Below are 17563 nucleotides of genomic sequence, written 5' to 3'. Positions count from 1 at the left end.
TTATGTCTTTTAAGATTTAATTGGGCTACTAGATGGTATTATCTACACTTATTCACTAAAACTCCCTAGTTCCTCTGTCCAAAAACATCCTTCTGTTAAAGCAGCTGCATCAATTTTTCGAAGTGCACTAGAAATCCACTCCACCAAACCTTTAGGTATATTTTTTTCAATATAAGCCTTTCTTCCATTGGCAGCCTTTACTTCTTTTATAAATTCCACATAGACAAGTAAAGATTCTGCAAACTTCTCTATCGTACTATTTATAAGAACAACTTTATTTTCATTGTCATAATCTATATATACGAGTTGTGATTTAGATTCATCAATACAGATTGGATTTCCACTACCAGTAAATCCAAAATATATAAACTTATCATACATCGTACCTAATTTATTTTGTATCTCGCTCAACCTTATCCCGCCACCGTTATCCGCAGGTTCAAATGTAAGAAATGGAGGAGCAGACTCGGGAAAACCTGCTTTAATTAAGAAGTCTTTCGTTTCTTTCGAGAAGGAAAACGAGTGAATGATTTTTTCATTATAATGAATTAAACCGTATATTTCTTCATTCCAATTCACTAAAAAATCTTGTGGTGAGATCATTTTATCCTCCTGTATATCATACACTCTGTATTCGATTTTACTCGTATATTGCTTTCTTATACGACTACATATCCATAAAAATACTTTTTACCAATCTTCCATTCTTTCTTTGTTAGAACATCGATATATGACATTAACTCTCTATTTTTTTCATTTGTTATTATCGTATCGTATTGAATTGGACATTTGATTCCACTCCAAATTGATAAAACGGAAGGTATAGTAACAACATTATAAGTAGTTCTATCTCTTAAAGAACTCATAACTTCCGAAACTAACTCCTTTGCCAAATCTCCAGGAAAAGATAGTCTATTACGATAATAGTATTCTTGCGTATCGTTATTTTCGATAAAACTAGAATAAGCTTCATTAAATTCTTCTAACGATACTTCATAATACTCGTCCTCAATTCCAAGCATCCATGAAAGTTCATTTCTTATAGCTTTTTCAACAAAGGTATCTTCCCACTCTTCTAGTAATGCTAAAAGATATGGTACTACATGATATGAAAGAGTTTCACCAGCACTTACTACAAAATTATGAACTCCATCCTCTGAAGCACTTGAAAGGAATTTCAAATTATTCGTTTCTAATAAATCATCGTGAGTAGCTGCTGAACAAAATAGTCTAGTGCATAAATTCAAAACAAGCTCATCTCGAGTACTATTCATAAGTTCGATTAGTAACCTCTTTACAGAGAAATCACCAAGCTTTAACAATTCATTAATTAAAATAAAGGATTCTTTCTCTGTTGCACTATCCCTTAAGTTAGACTTAAGAGTTTCAATTGTATGATTAGAAACTTCTCCATACCAAATATCTTTTTTTAAATGCTCTAAGTCCATCATTCTCTCTCCTTTTATTGCTGCTTACATTTATACGAACCATTTCATATGAATAATATTATTAATCATGTAACTTATTTAAAAACTCCGTAAAATTATTAGCAATATGGCATACATTTTCTCTCGCTACTTCCTCTGCTTCCTCAGCCGTAATCCCTTCACTTTCCATCAATGTTTCCTTTTCCCATGCCCCCTCATGTTCCCAAAAGACGACAATTGGATCTTCTTCATGATTTTTATAATCAAAGCAAATTAAATTTCCTGCTGGATCAAATGCGAATGGTACCAATTCATTTGGCAGAGTAGAAATATACTGGTTATATACTTTAACGATATATTCACTACTATCTACATCATAAGAAAGTAAAGTTCCAAATACCTTTGTTATCGTATCTATTTCAAATTTATAAGGTAATACAGCTGAACCATTATTATTTGTAGCACATTCTACATAGTCACTTGGAAATATACACCCTATCTCTTTTCCCACATTGTTTATATATTCTGCTGAAACTGGCTCATCCGGTACTGGCCATGTTAAGTCATTTCTCATTTAACTTCACCTCCTAACAAATCACATCACGTTTATCCAAAATAACTAATTGCATCATCAACCAACCATGCCAGTCGTATGTCTTCTTTTGTAATCGCTTCATTGTTATGTAAGTCTTTCCACGCAATCAAATCAATTGACGCAGTCCACAAAATGTTGTCACCGCCTTTTGATGCACCGATTCCTAATGCCCCTGTGACAGCTGCTATTTCAATCACATTTTCTGAGAATCTATTTTCAAATCTACTTATTTCACTTGATTTACTCAATTTTGAATACATTCCTTTCATCACCCACAGGCATAAGTACTTTGTGAGTTTTCCTGTTTTATTATAATTGGTCATGGTAACGCCTATATAGAATTATAGCTATAATTCTATATAGGCTTTTTTTTCACCTGGAATTTTAAATTTATTTACATCATATTCTTTAATTATATATACTTTTATAGCTTCAAAATCTTTACCAAAAGCAAGAAATGGATTTTTTAAAAAATATATTATTTCTTCGTCGTCATAAATTCGGGCTTTAATTATTTCTTTGTCCGAGTGAAACGATAAATTGACTCCTTTGTAAAAATATTCGTAGTATCCTTCTTCATCCTGCTCACTCTTATCTTCAAAAGGAACAGATTCAATATGATATATATTCCCATTTACATTTATTGATTTCATACAGCATCACTCCCTTTTCAAGAATATTCATAAGAAATTAAATAATCTCTGTCAATCATACCAAAAATAAGGGATTTACTTTTAGAATTTATAAAAAATATATAGAATTAAATTAAAATCTTTATATTATTTTTCATATTACTTCATTATCTCTGTACAATTGTGTAATGTGTCACAGAAGTAGACATATTGCAATGAGTTGCAGTGAAGGGGAATATCCCTTGAGAATATAAAATAAGAAGATCAATCTAGAAAGACTATCTAGTTCGATCTTCTTTTATTGAATTTTTAATTAATGCATTTTCACCCTTAAAATAATATAATCAACGGGTGGATTATTATTTACATCCTCAAAACTGGGTCTAATTTTAAAGTCAAATTCATTTGTTATATTTTTCAATGAATAAAGGTTTGTTCCATCTACACTTGTACGGGGGAGCAATGTATCCGAAAACGTAAAACGCATGAAGAATATGTTGCGGAACTATTAGAAAAATGCGGGTACGATATGCCGCAGAGGTTTTAGAAGTTCATGGCGATAATATCGAAGTTATAGGAACATACAAAGGCGCTAGAAATACCACAGAACACAAATGTAACTCATGTAAAAATATATGGGAGGCAGCACCAACAAATATTTTAAAAGGAAAGGGAGAGAAACATTATGTCAAAGTTATTACGTGAATTATCTAAACCGGATAGTGAGGCCCTGCGTTCCGAAGCACTAGAACAGTTGAAAGTTACTTCAGGTAAAATTGTTGCTTGTGATCCTCTTATTTTTAATGAAAATCACTTCGAACAAACAATTCAGCCAGGTACATATCCAATTGTTGCTTGGTGGCATAAGGAAGATGGAGTCATTGCTGGTGCTGAATTAAAATTGTCGGAGTCAAAAGCGGTAGGATGGAAGAGGGCAACAAAACCAGGACAAAATATAAGTGAACTGGAAGACGGATATATTTTTGGTTACCCAGTTGATACAGGCTTAGGGTGCTTTGCAGATGTTGAAGCAATTGGTAAGTTAGAAGAAATAGAAGACAGGTTACAACAAGAACTAGGAGAAGAATTTACTAGTTTGTATGATGATCTTATAGATGACATACTAACAGAACATGATGAAGATTGGGGAAATTGCGTGGTGTGTGAGGAAACAGGAAGTAATATCATTATATTCCGTTCAGGTTATGGAGATGGATTTTATCCTTCCTATTGGGGAATCGATGAAGCAGGAAAAATCGTTTCACTTGTTACTGATTTTCAAGTGCTACATGAGGAAAATTGAGGACAACATCAATAATGATATAAGAGTCAATATTTTTTCTTTTACAGCGTCAAATATCCCCCGTCTAATATTTGCAAATAACCCGTGGGATAATTTCCTTATATACTACTGGTTCTAATAAATAGGGTTATATTCTTAAGTGAATATAACCCGTCATTTTATCATGATAGAGTTGAACTTCAGACACTCTACGCTCCGAAATTACTTTTTCTATGATTTCCTGGCGATTATATTCTACCTGCACCGTTTCACAGTTTCCCCAATGAGTAGGAGCGGATTTTTCGTTTGACTCAAATACATCTAGAAGACGATTCAATATCTCTTCCTCGTTAAATGCTACAGTCGGATATATTGCGATTGTAAAATAATTCGGTTTCATTTTACTACTCCTTTTATTTGCTTTATCACAGCCAAATAAGTTTAAATCCCTTTCCCACTATTAATCATGTAACTTATTTAAAAGCTCCGTAAAATTATTAGCTACAAAAAATACATTTTCTCTCGCTACTTCCTCTGCTTCCTCAGCCGTAACCCCTTCACTTTCCATCAATATTTCCTTTTCCCATGCCCCCTCATGTTCCCAAAAGACGACAATTGGATCTTCTTTATGATTTTTATAATCAAAGCAGATTAAATTTCCTGCTGGATCAAATGCGAATGGCACCAATGCACTAGGTAATGTGCCATTGTAGTCATTGAATACCTCAATAATATTTTCATCATCATCATCCATATCATAAGTTAGTAATGTACCAAAAACTTTTCTCTTCCCCTCAACTTCAAATACTTCTGGGCTAACATGTGCTCCGTTATTCTTCATTACACATTCTATATAATCTAAAGGAAAATGAATGCCCAACTCTTTTTCCACATTCTTTACATTTTCTCGCAATAAAGGCTTATCTGGTGATCTCCATTCTACTTTATTCATCTCGCACCATCCCTCTGAATTTCCTCAATTAATTACTACACATCTAAAATAGTTATAAGAGACCTTAATAAATTACATTTAAAATCTTATTTATATCTGTCATACAGTCTTTCACTAAATCGTAAAAACCAACATGTACATTATCTTCATATACCCAAAAAAGGGCTGTTCCATATGGTGCTTCAAATATTTCTAGCATTCATATCTATCCCTTTATTAATCAAATGCTGAACAATTTCAATATGTCCTTTCTTTGCTGCAACATGTAACCACGTACCAAATGGTGTCATCGAATGTAAAATTTTGGATTATCACCTATTAGACGTTTTACTTCATTAATGTCACCAAGCTTAATAGCATTTCTTATTTTTTTATTTATATTTTTCTCCTCCACAACATCACCTCCTATATTTCTTTTCTCTTGTCTAACTATGTCTCCTAGATTTGCAGAAACATGAACTATTCAATCGAAGATTTATAAGCAACCTTTACATTTTTCAACCCTTCTATTACATTATTTATTCTTCCCAATAAATCTTTTATTTCCTCTACTGTCAATTCTCCTTCTGCCTCTTGAGGGTTAAACATACTTAGCCTCTTTGTTATACCTTCAATACGCCCAACAAAAACTATATGATGATCGACTACTGCAATTTCTCCTATGGCAGTATCAACTATAACACCTTCAATCTTTCCTAAATTATCAAATTCATCCGCTAGTTTTGCTATAGCATATCGATACCCTCTCTCTTCATCTAATAACTCTTCATACGCCTCCCGAATTGCATGAAATAATTCATTATACTCCCAATCTTTCATACATCCTCCCTCAAAAAAAAATCCCCACGCTTATGTGAAAATAATCTTTCAACACAAATATGAGGACTTCCTTATTTCATTACTATACTTTACACATTTTATTCGTTAGAATCTTCTTCATTCAATTTATATACTCTATCTCTTTTCTCATCACTTTTGACAAAAATAAGCTTTTCTTCTTTAACAAAACCTTCTAATAGTAAGCATACTTGCCCATATGCTTTAGGCTTATTCGTTGTGAATCTCTCATCTGATATTTTACCAGCTCGTATTAATTGTTCGCATAACTCAAGTGCACTTATTTCTTCAGAATTAATTAATTCTAAAATATCCTTTTGTAAGGGCAATAAAGGCACAGGGGTCTCAGCTACCTCCACCTTTTCTCGTTTGTTTTCTTCTTCAAATAAATCTTCGAATGAAATTTGATTCATACTTCTTTTCCTTTCTAACGATTGATTTGTATAACATGAACTGAATCCTATAGCGTATGTATTATTATGTTACCTTTTTTCATAAATCCCAAACTCATGTACATCGTTTCATATAGTATATTCCGATTATACCAAATATACGTTCTGTTTTCTATTGTAGAATTCGTTATAATAGGAATGAAAGTAATAATGAACATTTTCTCGTTGTTAATTGTATACTCTCTGTAAAAAAATACAATTACAATTTATAAATTTGTATAATAAAATAGTACGAGTAAAATTTTATTATAGAAAGGTTCTGGTAATATGTTAGGTATTCATGTTGAAAAAACAAAAGATGAACTAATTATTTCATGGCAATTCTCTAAAATTCATATTCCATTATGTGAAATCACTGAGGTAACGGAAGATAATACATATGCTGGTGTTGAAGAAAAAAGCGTAATCCGAATTGGAACAGCATATGGTACAACTGATCGTATTTTAATTAAGACAGTAAAACAAAATTATTTATTATTCACTACTAATAGAGTATCCATTTTAAATAAAATAAAAGCTTAATTGTTTTTCTTCCTATATTTAAACGTTAAACACTTTCATTCTATTATAGGAAACGCTACAAAAGGTTCGTTGATTACTCCTGCTCCTAATTCGGAAGCATATGGTGAAACTATATAACACAAACACCCTAGCTCTTCGCTAGGGTATTCTTAGTTTTATCTATAATACAGTAGTTCTACAATTCTTATTTATTTTTATGAACTCCTTGTAATTGACTAAGAACCTCATTGGCAGTCCTCTCAAATCTTTTAGGGTTATCAGCAATAATTTCATTAAGTAAATTAATTATCGTTAGTTGTATATCATGATTCATTCCTACAAGTACTTTAGCATACTCACTTCTATATAAATCATTATTTAAAATTCTTATGTTTAGTAGCATTGCCCACTCTTTTGCACTCTCAAACATTACAAGAATTATATTTTGCTTTTTATAAAACTTCTCCCTTATTTTATCACGTCTTGTTTTTCCTCTATCACTATCTGTTAGTTAATTCTTTGGTGATTGTTTCAGCTTTATATAATTCTTCTAATAATGTATGTGGATAATCATTGTGACTGTCCATATATGCACGTACGCCACCCACAATGGTTATTCCCTTAGTATCCTCGTTATTCTCTAATATTTCTAACGCTTTCTTATATCTTTTATATATTAATTGTAAAATACCACTATTAATATCTTTCGCATAGTCTTTCTCCAACTTATGTATCACGACTTTTACTTGTTGAATTAACTGCCTTTTCTTGTTCACTATGTCCTCCTATTTAATTATCATAAATTTTATTTCTATTTTTCACCACTCCAACAATGGCCTTTCCTCAACTAACTTAGTATTTTCACCATACTTCATCCCTGTAGCCACCTTCCGCGTCCATCGTCCTTCGTTCCCATTCTCCATACTGTATTCACTTATGGATATTCTTTTGAATTTCATTGATTTTTTGTAAGTATCTTTACTCATGCAGAGCTACCTCGAAACCCCATTGCCCTCGCTTCGAAATAAATTCTAATCAAAAACAACTCTCAATCCTAAGTTTTACGATAAATAAAAAACATCCATCTTGAAAAAAGATTGATCAAAATGGATTCTTCTTCAGCAGATTTTTGTTTGGACTTTATAAAAAATCCAAGCATTTTCTGCCTGTATCGCTCTATCATCGTTCCTGATTGTTCTCGCTAAAGTAAAGAGGCATTATTAAACTTTCTTAATATACTCATACACTTCTTTAGGTTTTATATTAAGCATGTGGGCAATTTCCGTTATTTTCTTTCCTTCTTCCTTCATCTTTTTGATTTTTCTCTCCATTGTTTGCTCATATTCTTCTGCGATATCAAATAATGGACTTAATAAAGAGTTCCATATTTCAAAATCAGTAAATTTATTTCTTTCCAAAAACTCATTTAACAATATATCCAATTCTTTAGTTAGTATCATTCTTTTACCTTCTAACACTTGTTTCTCAGTTAGAAAATCACCTATATCTTTCATAAAATTAATAAATGATTCCATGGAATCTGCAAGAAAATCGCCACCACTCCAACTATCCATTCCATGCATGAGTGAAGATATAGGGTATCCTTCCTCACTTAAGTCAATAATAATTGGATCTCCACACATAGTTTCATATGCAATAACAATCCAATTTGCATCCCAAGTATCTTCCTCATCGGTTACAAGGGAGTTTCCATCGGTGTCAATGCTGTATCCTACTTGAAATTCATCTAATTGCTCAAAAGAACATACATCAAAATTTACATACTCTCTAATTTTTTTATATTCTAAGTTCATAAGTTCTAAATTTCTCTTTATCTCTACTTTTTGATGATAAGAATTAAATTGTATCATTGTCATTTTTACTACATCCCTATTCATACTTTATATGTATTCTTTTGTATCTGGTTGTTTACTAACAAACTAAGCCAAGAATATTAATAATAGATATTGTTATTTTTTCTTTGCTGTATTCCCTATAGTTATTAGAAAACAAATTACAATGAAACTATAACACCAAATTCTCTACATGTTCTCAAATGTCTAATAAGATATTCACACCTACATTATTTACTAATAACTCGGTTAAAGATGGTGCAATTTTAACTGCATCCTCCATGTCTAAATTTCCAAAACTGTTATAGTATATACCAAAACCATCTTTACCTTGTAGATAAATTAATGCACCCCCACCTTCATCATCACCAATTGCGAGTGAATAAAGAAGGTAATTCTGCACTTTATAAGCTTCATTCATTTCTATGCAATCCGAAGCTCCCCATATCCTAATATACATTTGGTCATTAACATTAATTTCAACATTTGAAGCTAGCTGAATCATTTCTATATATTCTGTAGGTACATCTATTACTGAGAAATGCTGAAGCGCTTTAATTTCTTTTTCTTTCGAAGGAGGTTCTTTTGTATCAACAGTATACATAGCACTGATATTATGTAGTATGTTCATTTTAATTTTAACTTTCTATTTTTGTTGAGAAAACAGTGATGAAAAAGACGAGCTTTTTTATTTAAACTGATTGATTCGAGTGTATGTTGGAAGTGGTAATGAATGCTTCAGAGCATTTACAGAACTTCTTTACAAGCAACGAATCGAACGAGACATGAGAAAAGCTATCCTTGAAGTTCGTAAAAACAAAGAAACCATTAACTTAAACAAAGATGATAAATAACTCTTGTCATGAAATGACACTTAAAAAAGTCAACAGCTACGTTCTCCTAACGTAGCTGTTGACTTTTCTTATTGGAAATGTATTTTTGGCAGTGCCCAAAGAACTCACAAAATAGCATCAATTTCCTTTTACAATTTGACCAATATCTTTCTCATCTTCACTTATCAAATCATAAAATCCTACATGAACACCTTCTTTATACAACCAACATAGGTCTGTTCCATAGGGAGCATCAAAAATTTCTAACATAACTGGTGCTATTTCTAATACAGAGTTTGCTCCTAAAACTTGAAAGTTACTAGAATCATTTACATATTCATCATTATCTTCTGAAGAGTAAATAGTCCACCCATTTAATTGAGGAACTTCTGATTTTTCTCTAAATGTATAACGTATTGGTTTTCCTGCTACAACATTCTTAGAAACAATAAAACCTCCATAGTCAGAATTATTAACTTTCATATTCATACTCCTCAATAAGATTTAATAAATCATTTCTCAAAGAATACTCTTTGGTATAATCCACACATGATCTTTCAAATGATACTTTGAACCACTACTAATCCACACCTTTTGCTCTTCTAATTTCAATTATACAATATTAACAATCTATTTTCTTTTATTAATATATACCGCGCATTATTCATTAAGTTTACATACATCTATGAAAAAAGCACTTGTTGTCCAAAATAACAATCAAGTGCTTTAAGTTCATATGTTTTTAAGTAGCATAAATTTGTAAGTTTTGTAGTAACAGTATGACACCTTTTGTATATCATGACAACTACTACATTAAAACTTACGAGTTTGTACGAGTTCGTTAGTTTTATGTCCATTCCATGTGTTTATATTTATCGCCATGTAAAATGTCATCTCGCCTAAGCTCGTACTTCGTTTTCTATTCTACCATTGCACATAATACTCTATGATGGTACAACCATCATGGAGTATGCACTTTTAAACAACCTATTCTTTTTCTTTCCACTACAATAATAAGTTCTTTTGTTGTTGACTTGCCTTATGTGCTTTTATATCTTTTCAACTTTAAACATTAGATGCTCTTAATTACCTCATTAACAGATTCACTAAACATATCAGGGTCTTCATTTTTTATATCAATCAATAATTCTTTAATACTAATCGTAATTGATGGATCAAATCCCGAAAGTACTTTTCCATATGCTAATCTTACTTGAGGGTGATTAAGAATTCTATAATGTAAAATTTCTACCCATTCTTTTGCTGAGTTAATCATCTTCGGAACAGCTTTAGCAATACATACAAGTCCTTCTTCTATATTATTTTTATATAAGCTCTCTATTCCATGAATCAAACCAAACATAACCTCAAATTGCTCAGTCTCATCATCCAAAACTAAACATAAATCTGTAATAACAGAGACGTCGTTGTACTCTATTACTTCCATTAATGACTCATTAAAATCTCGTATCTCATTTTCATTTTCTAATAAACGATTATCGTATAGTCTTTTTAGATGACTCTTAATATCCAAAGGTAATCATCCTTTCCATGTTTTATTTATCAAATAAATGCGGATACAGCTCTTTGTTTCTTTTAATAACTTCTCTTAAACCTTCTCTTATCTCAGCAGTATATAAACCATCTTTTATATAAATTCTTCGAGCATCCAAAATATCATGAGCTAAGGCATCACGAAAGCTAAGGTTTAAATACGCCTTCGATTTTTCTCCTGATAGACCATATGTATATGTTTCACGATGTCTCCCACCGGTTCCAGGATGAGGTTGTTCCATATTCATACTCACACCATCATTCCTTTTTATACCAGCTTGTTTCATTTTCTCTGCAGAAGGCATATGATGTGGAGTAATATTATCAAAAGCAGTTCCTTGTTTCACAAGTTGTTTATAGGTTCCAACTTTTCCTTCATTAGTCAATAGAGCTTTACCCGTACCCTTAGTGCACTTATAAAATTATAATTCTCTTTTCACTTTTCGTTCTAAAATCAAAAAAGTACTCTTCTTCTCTTGTAAAACAAGCAAGCACTCAGTTAAATAAACAAAAAAACAGACCAATCATAGTGTTATCTGACTATAATCGGCCTGTCTAACGTAGCATTATTACGTTAAATAATATCTATAATTCTTACTATAAACCAACATTTACCCTGTTTATATCTAAAACATCTGAGATACCTTTCTCATTCATTTTTTTAAGTAGGTACTCATAACCCTTTTCTAACGCCAGATTTCTTTCTTCTTCATAAATAGGAACAAGTGTATATATATTTATATCTCCTTGTTCAACTTGAACTCTATCTAGTCCGAATTCTTTGGGACGACATACCATTATACATGATAATTTTGTATTCGATGCAAATGGTTGTGGGGGTTCTCCATTGGGAAGAATAACTCCTTCAGCAAGCCATCCATCATAAATATGTGGAATATGAGCTACTTTCCTTAACCATTCAAGAGGCCAATAATAGTTTTTTTCCTCCATATTCTCTTTCCCAACTACCCAACTCAAAGGCAATTTCAATAACAATTCTGCATATTTAAACTCGCTTTCTTCATTTGAATAACCCATAGGTACATCACTCATACCTGTAGTTACCATAGTTACAAAATCTTTATTCATTGACGGAGAAATTATATGGATATTGACTGAAACTTTACTACCAGGAACAATCTCAATTATAGTATTTTGGATAGTTCCAAAGTATTTAGTTACATGCTCTAAGATTTCATCATGATAATCTTGATTATTATCATTTACTTCGGTTATAGTAGTATTCAATTCTTTTTGGTTCTCTAATAACTTTACAATTTCTAATTGACCCTGTTCCCTTGCAAAAGTTAATGCATCTATATCTTTCATGGATTCACCACTATATTTAACTTTTGTATCTATCCCACTCTCAATTAACAGTTTTGCAATATCAACATGCTCATTACTAATTGCACCAAACAATGGATTCCTTTCGGGCTCACTTGTGTCCATATCAGCTCCACATGACAATAAATATCTTACTATATCAATATACCCTTCAGAAGCAGCTTCGTTTAATGCTCCACCACCATATACACCACCTAACGTATTTATATTTGACCCAAGTTCTACTAGTTTTTTTACTATATCCAACTTTCCTCTAGAAGCAGCCACATGAAGCCATGTCCCAAAAGGTGTCATCATATTTAAAAGTTCTTTATTAGAACCAATTAATTCAGCCACCTCTTCAACATTGCCATTTTTTATAGATGACCTGATTTCTTTTGCAACCTGCTTACTATCCATCTTAATTACTTCCTCCTTTTTGCAATATCTCCAAGTTTATTAAGCATTTCTAATATATCATCTCTATCTCCACCAGCATCTCTTACTTTTTTTAGGTTATCAACAACATTTCTAAGCGCTTCAATACCATGCTGACCTTTAACCCTATTGGGAGCCCAAACAAGATTTTCAAGTCCTAAAATCGGATCAATATCATATTCCTTTAATATCTCTTGCCCCTCTTTAACTAATTCTTTTTGGGCTTTTCCATTTCCCTTTTTAAATACAATATGATGCGCATGCGGATCATACATATCTTTTGGAGGATCTCCTATATTCTTTTTTAAATAAGCTCCATAATCAATTTTGTCTACATCCTTAGTAACCTTACCCGTACCCTTAACCCCACCACTCTCCAAATTCGAGATCCTACTCTGAATACTCGCCTTTGAGGCATCATGAGCTTCTTGGGATTTACCGCTATAGTTCGTTCCAGTTCTAACGACACTTCCATCTAGCAGTATTTCTACACCTTTAAAGATTGGGGGTACGGAGACCACACCTTTTGCTAATGTATTTTCAATTATATAATACTAGTAATTTCTGTTAGCTTTAATTCATAAAAATAACTTTTATAAATTTATAGTATACATTTCAATTAAAAAAGCACTTGTTGCCTCAAATAGACAATCAAGTGCTTTAAGTTTCATATGTTTTTAAGTAGCATAAATTAGTAAGTTTTGTAGTAACAGTATGACACCTTTTGTACATCATGACAAATACTATGATAAAACTTACGAGTTCGTTAGTTTTATATACATTCCATGTGTTTATATTTATCGCCCGGTAAAATGTCATCTCGCCTAAGCTCGTACTTCGTTTTTTCGACGTACAAGGAATTAGAGAATCTATTCAAAGTTGTATAAACTCTACCTACTAAATTAGGATTTTTTTGTTTATATAAAAACTTTGCAACAGAACCTTGAAACTAAACTTCAAATCCAATTACTATCCATTCATCAACTATGTCCCAAAAATTCATATTATATCTAGGCTCTTTATTCGTCCACCATAAAATCGCATTATCATTATTAGAATTCTTATAATCTACTGCAACATAACCACCCATACCACTTTTAAAGAAACCAAAAGTAGTTTGTAAATCAATTTGTAAAGGTTCTTCTAACTCCTCAATAATACCCCATTCATCATCATCAAAAAAAGTTACATTTTCTAAAGGAACTAAACCCATAGATTGACTCGCATAAAAATAGAAACCATTATGAACAGTTCGATAAAAATTTCGTATTGTTGAAGGAATCTTATCCCAAGATTTTTCTAATTCTTCATTATTAAACTCATCTTTGGGATTTCCCCCTTCATAATATAGAATTTCCCCATTATCTGTTTTAATAGTGTATAAAATTGAATATCTACCATTTGTGTTCATAAGCTCTACTTCTTCAAGGTGCCTAGACAAATAAGAAATAGTGTTTCTTAATTCCACTCCTACTTGCTCTTTCCATATCGATAAAATACTCTCAACTCTCTTGTCTACGTTTTCTTCTTGAAACAATTCATACCATGAATTTGGTATTTTCCCACTATCAAGTTTATTAATCTCATGGCATGATATAAGTTGTGCATTTCTTTTATATTTTCTTAAAAAACCAAGTTTTTGTTCCATAATTCTAGCTCCTTTATTTATCTATATCCTTTTTATTTCCTTCAACAAAATCATCAATTTGTTTTTGTAATTTCATTTCTAATTCTTTTTCCTTCTTTATCATTTCTTCTCTAAACTTAGGATCAACTTCAATTTTTTCTTTCTTATAAATTGTCCAATCAGAATAAGATTTAGACCCCTTAGATTTATTGGCTGCTTCACTTAATCCTAGAAAATTCTCTTCATTGTTTAAAACCTTAAGTTGTTGTTCTTTCGTTAATTTATCGAAATTTTCCATCTTTGCCATATTTTTCATCGATACGATATGATCAGCTTGAAGTCTATCTGTAATATACTTACCAGGTAAAGCAGGGTCAGGCGTTCCTATTTTATCCTCAATGCCCTCATTAACTTTTTCCCGTAGCTTTGCAGTAGGCGTTCCATCTCTTAATTCATCATATAATTCCTTTGAGATTCTTCTTTCCCCGTATCGAGGCGGTGTTCCAATATCACCCGTACCCTTAACCCCACCACTCTCCAAATTCGAGACCCTACTCTGAATACTCGCCTTTGAGGCATCATGGGCTTCTTGGAATTTTCCGCTATAGTTCGTTCCAGATCTAACGACACTTCCATCTGGCATTATTTCTACACCTTTAACGAATGGGGTTACGGAGTCCACACCTTTTGCTACTGTATTTTCAATTATATAATATTCCCGACTTAATCTATCTAACAATCCTTAAAAATAATCTATATTGATTTTCACTTATTTATCAATCTCTACGAAAAAAGCACTCGCTACCAATCATAGGTTTTCGAGTGCTTAAATGTATATACTTCCCATCATATTTAAATCATTTTTAAGATTTGTTCCTTCACATTTTCGTCAAACTTGGCTCCTTCTACCTTTGCTCCTGTCCAAACTACATTGTCAAGTTTAGCACCGGTAAAATTCGCGTCAGTAAAATCACCATTTAAAAGGGTCGCTCCTGTTAAATCCGCGTTTGTAAAATCTGTATTTCTAGCATCTACTTCTGATAAATTAGCATCTTCTAAATATGCTTTTTCAAAGTTACCTTCTGTAAGATTCGCGTTGCTGAAATTTGTTCCCGTACAGTCAGCCTGTTCCGCATTGATTTCTGCCAAATTTGCATGGCGAAAAGTAGCATGATTTAATATTGTTCCAACTAATTCTCCATATGAAAAATCAACTTCATCAAAACATGTTTCAAAACAACTACTTATATTTACCTTTGCATATTTCATATTGGCTTTAGAGAAATTAGCTTCACCAAATCTACAATCTGCAATATGTATTTCCTCTAAATTACAGCTCCTGAAATCAGCAAGCTCAAAATCACAATCAAAAAAAGATGCTCTCATTAGTGAAGAAGCTCTTAAATGGACTTGTTTTGCCATGATACCCTCTGCCATCACCTCTGAAAAATCTGAAAAAGTAAGATCTAAATTGCTCATATCTAGCCCATCTATAACCTCATCATTGTATTGAGATCTATTTAATATTTCCATGACTCTTATTCTATCATTACCATTCTCATTCATTATTACGATCTCCTTTCATTTAGCTTTTCAGATAGTCCTTCCAAGCAATATTTGGAGAATAAGTTACACCCATTTGATCTTCATCAAAACTTGGTATAGCCATTACTTGTGCTGGTTCCAAATACTTCATTACTTGTAGCCAATTATCAAGTAATGTATCACTATCACTCCCTAATGGATTATTTAAAATATCAATACAAAGGCCACCCCAATCTAGCTCAGATACCACAGCTGGACTATTTTGTAATAATTCCTTATCAAACATTTCTAAAATATGACCACTAAAGTATGTTCTAGCGCCTATCCCTAAGGGACCGTTAGGAAGAAACCTAACTGGTATTGGTTGGGAAGATATTTCCATCCACATTTGTAATCGTTCACGTTCGGTATTCCACGGATATGATAAAGGCCAAAAAATTTGAGTTACTCCATAACTTGGTTTCGCAATTTCTGCAATTTGGTCAGATAACTCAAAAAAAGCAGGCCATAATTTTTTAGGTATCGATTTATGAAACTCAAACTTCAAAAATGAGCGATGACTCCAGTTAACTTCAAAACTCCCACTATAGTTCACCGATTTATCACGATAAAGGTAAACTTCTGATACTTTATGCTCTGAAACTACTTTTTCCAGGATTTCCTGACGATTATATTCTACTCGTACCATTTCACTGTTACCCCAATGAGTAGGAGCAAATTTTTCATTTGACTCAAACACATCCAAAAGACGACCTAATACTTCTTCTTCGTTAAAAGATACTGTAGGATACATTGTAATTGAGAAAAAATCAGGTTTCATGTATATCCTCCTTAATACTAAAAAATATTGTCACATAATAATTTTTATTCATAGTTTTTTCTACCTACCTCCACCAGGTAAACGTGTATTGTTCTCCCATTTTTGTGTCACTTTACCACTATTTGGATCAGCATAGAAAATGTCACTCTCTTTCGCTAAAGGCCCACTTGGTCTTGAATGAGGAGGAATCCCATTCAAATCGGGTTTATCACTTGATATTGTCACAATTGACTTCCATTTTTATCTTCGAGCATCTCTCTTTCAGCTCGTATTTGACTGTCATTATGAATAACGTGTTCTTTGTCACTTATTTTGTGTTTTTGATCATGAACTAAATCGATTTCATCCTTAGCATTACGACCAATACTATCTGAACGCGTAAGATGCCCTTCACTGGATGTATACGTAACAACCTTGCCAGAGTTATTGTCCTCTAATTGGCGATCAAGATGTTCTCCCAAAGCTTTTCTCCCTTTTATTTCTTCTTCTCTTCCACGCTCTTGACTTTTCTTTAAATTTTCACGCTTAACATCCCACTCTTTACGTTCTAAAGGCTCTTTTGTTTCTTCACAATGACGATTATACCTAATGTTATCTGCTTCCTTATAATTCCCCCGTGCTTTGGCTTCATCTATTTTTATTCGATAGTATTTTTCTCTTTCCGGGGTTAGTTTAATTTTGTTTGGGTTTGCGTTACTACCAGTACCCTTAACCCCACCACTCTCCAAATTCGAGATCCTACTCTGAATACTCGCCTTAGAGGCATCATGGGCTTCTTGGAACTTCCCGCTATAGTTCGTTCCAGATCTAGCGACACTTCCATCTGGCAGTATTTCTACACCTTTAAAGATTGGGGATACGAAGTCCGCAACTTTTGCTAATGTATTTT

At 32.4% G+C, this 17563-nt stretch carries 23 protein-coding genes and 4 pseudogenes; 2 read left to right on the top strand and 25 right to left on the bottom strand.

The features are described 5' to 3' along the window. Nucleotides 1–48: 48 nt before the first annotated feature. The 5 genes and pseudogenes from LMD38_RS10725 to LMD38_RS10705 form a co-directional block, all read right to left on the bottom strand. Entirely contained in the window at nt 49–603 is a 555-nt protein-coding gene (locus LMD38_RS10725) for an SUKH-4 family immunity protein (protein ID WP_062822229.1), read from the bottom strand. A gap of 56 nt (nt 604–659) precedes the next feature. After that, nucleotides 660–1448, bottom strand: coding sequence for an Imm47 family immunity protein (gene imm47 / locus LMD38_RS10720; RefSeq protein ID WP_062822230.1), 789 nt, complete (start codon nt 1446–1448; stop codon nt 660–662). Nucleotides 1449–1509: 61 nt separating this feature from the next. After that, nucleotides 1510–2001 (bottom strand): SMI1/KNR4 family protein, encoded by a 492-nt coding sequence (locus tag LMD38_RS10715; protein ID WP_062822231.1) that lies wholly within the window; start codon nt 1999–2001, stop codon nt 1510–1512. A gap of 50 nt (nt 2002–2051) precedes the next feature. Beyond that, nucleotides 2052–2291: pseudogene (locus tag LMD38_RS10710) on the bottom strand (DUF7021 domain-containing protein); the annotation flags it as partial. 78 nt (nt 2292–2369) lie between these two features. Continuing rightward, a complete protein-coding gene (locus LMD38_RS10705; RefSeq protein ID WP_000836238.1) occupies nt 2370–2675 on the bottom strand; it encodes a hypothetical protein in 306 nt (101 codons plus the stop codon). A gap of 664 nt (nt 2676–3339) precedes the next feature. Between LMD38_RS10705 and LMD38_RS10700 the strand changes: the two genes are divergently transcribed. Further along, a complete protein-coding gene (locus tag LMD38_RS10700) occupies nt 3340–3957 on the top strand; it encodes a DUF4241 domain-containing protein (RefSeq protein ID WP_016718024.1) in 618 nt (205 codons plus the stop codon). A gap of 127 nt (nt 3958–4084) precedes the next feature. Here LMD38_RS10700 and LMD38_RS10695 read toward each other — a convergent pair whose 3' ends face one another. The 6 genes and pseudogenes from LMD38_RS10695 to LMD38_RS10670 all read right to left on the bottom strand — a co-directional run bounded on the left by LMD38_RS10695 (nt 4085) and on the right by LMD38_RS10670 (nt 6138). After that, on the bottom strand, nt 4085–4336 hold the full coding sequence (locus LMD38_RS10695; protein ID WP_061182941.1) for a hypothetical protein: 252 nt from the start codon (nt 4334–4336) through the stop codon (nt 4085–4087). Nucleotides 4337–4396: 60 nt separating this feature from the next. Beyond that, on the bottom strand, nt 4397–4888 hold the full coding sequence (locus LMD38_RS10690) for an SMI1/KNR4 family protein (protein ID WP_061182940.1): 492 nt from the start codon (nt 4886–4888) through the stop codon (nt 4397–4399). A 64-nt stretch (nt 4889–4952) separates the two neighbouring features. Beyond that, a complete protein-coding gene (locus LMD38_RS10685; protein ID WP_048525239.1) occupies nt 4953–5087 on the bottom strand; it encodes a hypothetical protein in 135 nt (44 codons plus the stop codon). Continuing rightward, nucleotides 5080–5282: pseudogene (locus tag LMD38_RS10680) on the bottom strand (ankyrin repeat domain-containing protein); the annotation flags it as partial. The pseudogene LMD38_RS10680 and the gene LMD38_RS10685, both read right to left, overlap by 8 nt. A gap of 65 nt (nt 5283–5347) precedes the next feature. Further along, the gene (locus tag LMD38_RS10675; protein WP_061182939.1) at nt 5348–5707 is read right to left on the bottom strand and encodes an Imm3 family immunity protein; all 360 of its coding nucleotides are present in this window, start codon (nt 5705–5707) and stop codon (nt 5348–5350) included. Between the two features lie 98 nt (nt 5708–5805). Then, nucleotides 5806–6138 (bottom strand): DUF3895 domain-containing protein, encoded by a 333-nt coding sequence (locus LMD38_RS10670; protein WP_061182938.1) that lies wholly within the window; start codon nt 6136–6138, stop codon nt 5806–5808. Nucleotides 6139–6444: 306 nt separating this feature from the next. Between LMD38_RS10670 and LMD38_RS10665 the strand changes: the two genes are divergently transcribed. Then, the gene (locus LMD38_RS10665) at nt 6445–6699 is read left to right on the top strand and encodes a SunI/YnzG family protein (protein ID WP_000900622.1); all 255 of its coding nucleotides are present in this window, start codon (nt 6445–6447) and stop codon (nt 6697–6699) included. A gap of 184 nt (nt 6700–6883) precedes the next feature. Here LMD38_RS10665 and LMD38_RS10660 read toward each other — a convergent pair. The 14 genes and pseudogenes from LMD38_RS10660 to LMD38_RS10595 all read right to left on the bottom strand — a co-directional run. Beyond that, nucleotides 6884–7108 (bottom strand): annotated as a pseudogene (locus LMD38_RS10660) (Imm30 family immunity protein); the annotation flags it as partial. Between the two features lie 70 nt (nt 7109–7178). Then, nucleotides 7179–7454: a hypothetical protein gene (locus tag LMD38_RS10655; protein ID WP_062822233.1), complete on the bottom strand. Its 276-nt coding sequence runs from the start codon at nt 7452–7454 to the stop codon at nt 7179–7181. 444 nt (nt 7455–7898) lie between these two features. Then, nucleotides 7899–8555 carry an SMI1/KNR4 family protein gene (locus tag LMD38_RS10650; protein ID WP_061184296.1) on the bottom strand — a complete coding sequence of 219 codons (657 nt, stop codon included), beginning with the start codon at nt 8553–8555 and terminating at the stop codon, nt 7899–7901. 175 nt (nt 8556–8730) lie between these two features. Further along, nucleotides 8731–9162 (bottom strand): SMI1/KNR4 family protein, encoded by a 432-nt coding sequence (locus LMD38_RS10645; protein ID WP_062822234.1) that lies wholly within the window; start codon nt 9160–9162, stop codon nt 8731–8733. Between the two features lie 340 nt (nt 9163–9502). Further along, a complete protein-coding gene (locus tag LMD38_RS10640; protein ID WP_061130545.1) occupies nt 9503–9847 on the bottom strand; it encodes a DUF2185 domain-containing protein in 345 nt (114 codons plus the stop codon). Nucleotides 9848–10436: 589 nt separating this feature from the next. Continuing rightward, nucleotides 10437–10898 carry an Imm30 family immunity protein gene (locus LMD38_RS10635; RefSeq protein ID WP_061130544.1) on the bottom strand — a complete coding sequence of 154 codons (462 nt, stop codon included), beginning with the start codon at nt 10896–10898 and terminating at the stop codon, nt 10437–10439. 22 nt (nt 10899–10920) lie between these two features. Then, entirely contained in the window at nt 10921–11304 is a 384-nt protein-coding gene (locus tag LMD38_RS10630; RefSeq protein ID WP_201099524.1) for a hypothetical protein, read from the bottom strand. A gap of 211 nt (nt 11305–11515) precedes the next feature. Next, nucleotides 11516–12664: a suppressor of fused domain protein gene (locus tag LMD38_RS10625; RefSeq protein WP_062822235.1), complete on the bottom strand. Its 1149-nt coding sequence runs from the start codon at nt 12662–12664 to the stop codon at nt 11516–11518. A gap of 5 nt (nt 12665–12669) precedes the next feature. Beyond that, nucleotides 12670–13203 (bottom strand): AHH domain-containing protein, encoded by a 534-nt coding sequence (locus LMD38_RS10620; protein ID WP_228920280.1) that lies wholly within the window; start codon nt 13201–13203, stop codon nt 12670–12672. Between the two features lie 428 nt (nt 13204–13631). Next, nucleotides 13632–14330, bottom strand: coding sequence for an SMI1/KNR4 family protein (locus LMD38_RS10615; protein ID WP_062822236.1), 699 nt, complete (start codon nt 14328–14330; stop codon nt 13632–13634). A 13-nt stretch (nt 14331–14343) separates the two neighbouring features. Further along, nucleotides 14344–15048, bottom strand: a complete 705-nt coding sequence (locus tag LMD38_RS10610) for a hypothetical protein (protein WP_080454392.1) — start codon at nt 15046–15048, stop codon at nt 14344–14346. Nucleotides 15049–15161: 113 nt separating this feature from the next. Continuing rightward, entirely contained in the window at nt 15162–15875 is a 714-nt protein-coding gene (locus tag LMD38_RS10605) for a pentapeptide repeat-containing protein (protein ID WP_062822237.1), read from the bottom strand. A gap of 19 nt (nt 15876–15894) precedes the next feature. After that, the gene (locus LMD38_RS10600) at nt 15895–16674 is read right to left on the bottom strand and encodes a hypothetical protein (RefSeq protein WP_062822238.1); all 780 of its coding nucleotides are present in this window, start codon (nt 16672–16674) and stop codon (nt 15895–15897) included. A gap of 60 nt (nt 16675–16734) precedes the next feature. Continuing rightward, nucleotides 16735–17525 (bottom strand): annotated as a pseudogene (locus tag LMD38_RS10595) (ADP-ribosyltransferase). Nucleotides 17526–17563 lie beyond the last annotated feature (38 nt).

Source organism: Bacillus pacificus, assembly GCF_020861345.1.
Classification (GTDB): Bacteria; Bacillota; Bacilli; order Bacillales; family Bacillaceae_G; genus Bacillus_A; species Bacillus_A pacificus.
The sequence above is the reverse complement of the archived record's forward strand: the minus strand, read 5'-3'. Positions and strand labels throughout refer to the sequence as shown.

Coding starts and splice junctions, on each gene's coding strand:
- LMD38_RS10725 (WP_062822229.1), bottom strand. CDS start 603: ATGATCTCACCACAAGATTTTTTAGTGAATTGGAATGAAGAAATATAC.
- imm47 (WP_062822230.1), bottom strand. CDS start 1,448: ATGGACTTAGAGCATTTAAAAAAAGATATTTGGTATGGAGAAGTTTCT.
- LMD38_RS10715 (WP_062822231.1), bottom strand. CDS start 2,001: ATGAGAAATGACTTAACATGGCCAGTACCGGATGAGCCAGTTTCAGCA.
- LMD38_RS10705 (WP_000836238.1), bottom strand. CDS start 2,675: ATGAAATCAATAAATGTAAATGGGAATATATATCATATTGAATCTGTT.
- LMD38_RS10700 (WP_016718024.1), top strand. CDS start 3,340: ATGTCAAAGTTATTACGTGAATTATCTAAACCGGATAGTGAGGCCCTG.
- LMD38_RS10695 (WP_061182941.1), bottom strand. CDS start 4,336: ATGAAACCGAATTATTTTACAATCGCAATATATCCGACTGTAGCATTT.
- LMD38_RS10690 (WP_061182940.1), bottom strand. CDS start 4,888: ATGAATAAAGTAGAATGGAGATCACCAGATAAGCCTTTATTGCGAGAA.
- LMD38_RS10685 (WP_048525239.1), bottom strand. CDS start 5,087: ATGCTAGAAATATTTGAAGCACCATATGGAACAGCCCTTTTTTGGGTA.
- LMD38_RS10675 (WP_061182939.1), bottom strand. CDS start 5,707: ATGAAAGATTGGGAGTATAATGAATTATTTCATGCAATTCGGGAGGCG.
- LMD38_RS10670 (WP_061182938.1), bottom strand. CDS start 6,138: ATGAATCAAATTTCATTCGAAGATTTATTTGAAGAAGAAAACAAACGA.
- LMD38_RS10665 (WP_000900622.1), top strand. CDS start 6,445: ATGTTAGGTATTCATGTTGAAAAAACAAAAGATGAACTAATTATTTCA.
- LMD38_RS10650 (WP_061184296.1), bottom strand. CDS start 8,555: ATGACAATGATACAATTTAATTCTTATCATCAAAAAGTAGAGATAAAG.
- LMD38_RS10645 (WP_062822234.1), bottom strand. CDS start 9,162: ATGAACATACTACATAATATCAGTGCTATGTATACTGTTGATACAAAA.
- LMD38_RS10640 (WP_061130545.1), bottom strand. CDS start 9,847: ATGAAAGTTAATAATTCTGACTATGGAGGTTTTATTGTTTCTAAGAAT.
- LMD38_RS10625 (WP_062822235.1), bottom strand. CDS start 12,664: ATGGATAGTAAGCAGGTTGCAAAAGAAATCAGGTCATCTATAAAAAAT.
- LMD38_RS10615 (WP_062822236.1), bottom strand. CDS start 14,330: ATGGAACAAAAACTTGGTTTTTTAAGAAAATATAAAAGAAATGCACAA.
- LMD38_RS10605 (WP_062822237.1), bottom strand. CDS start 15,875: ATGAATGAGAATGGTAATGATAGAATAAGAGTCATGGAAATATTAAAT.
- LMD38_RS10600 (WP_062822238.1), bottom strand. CDS start 16,674: ATGAAACCTGATTTTTTCTCAATTACAATGTATCCTACAGTATCTTTT.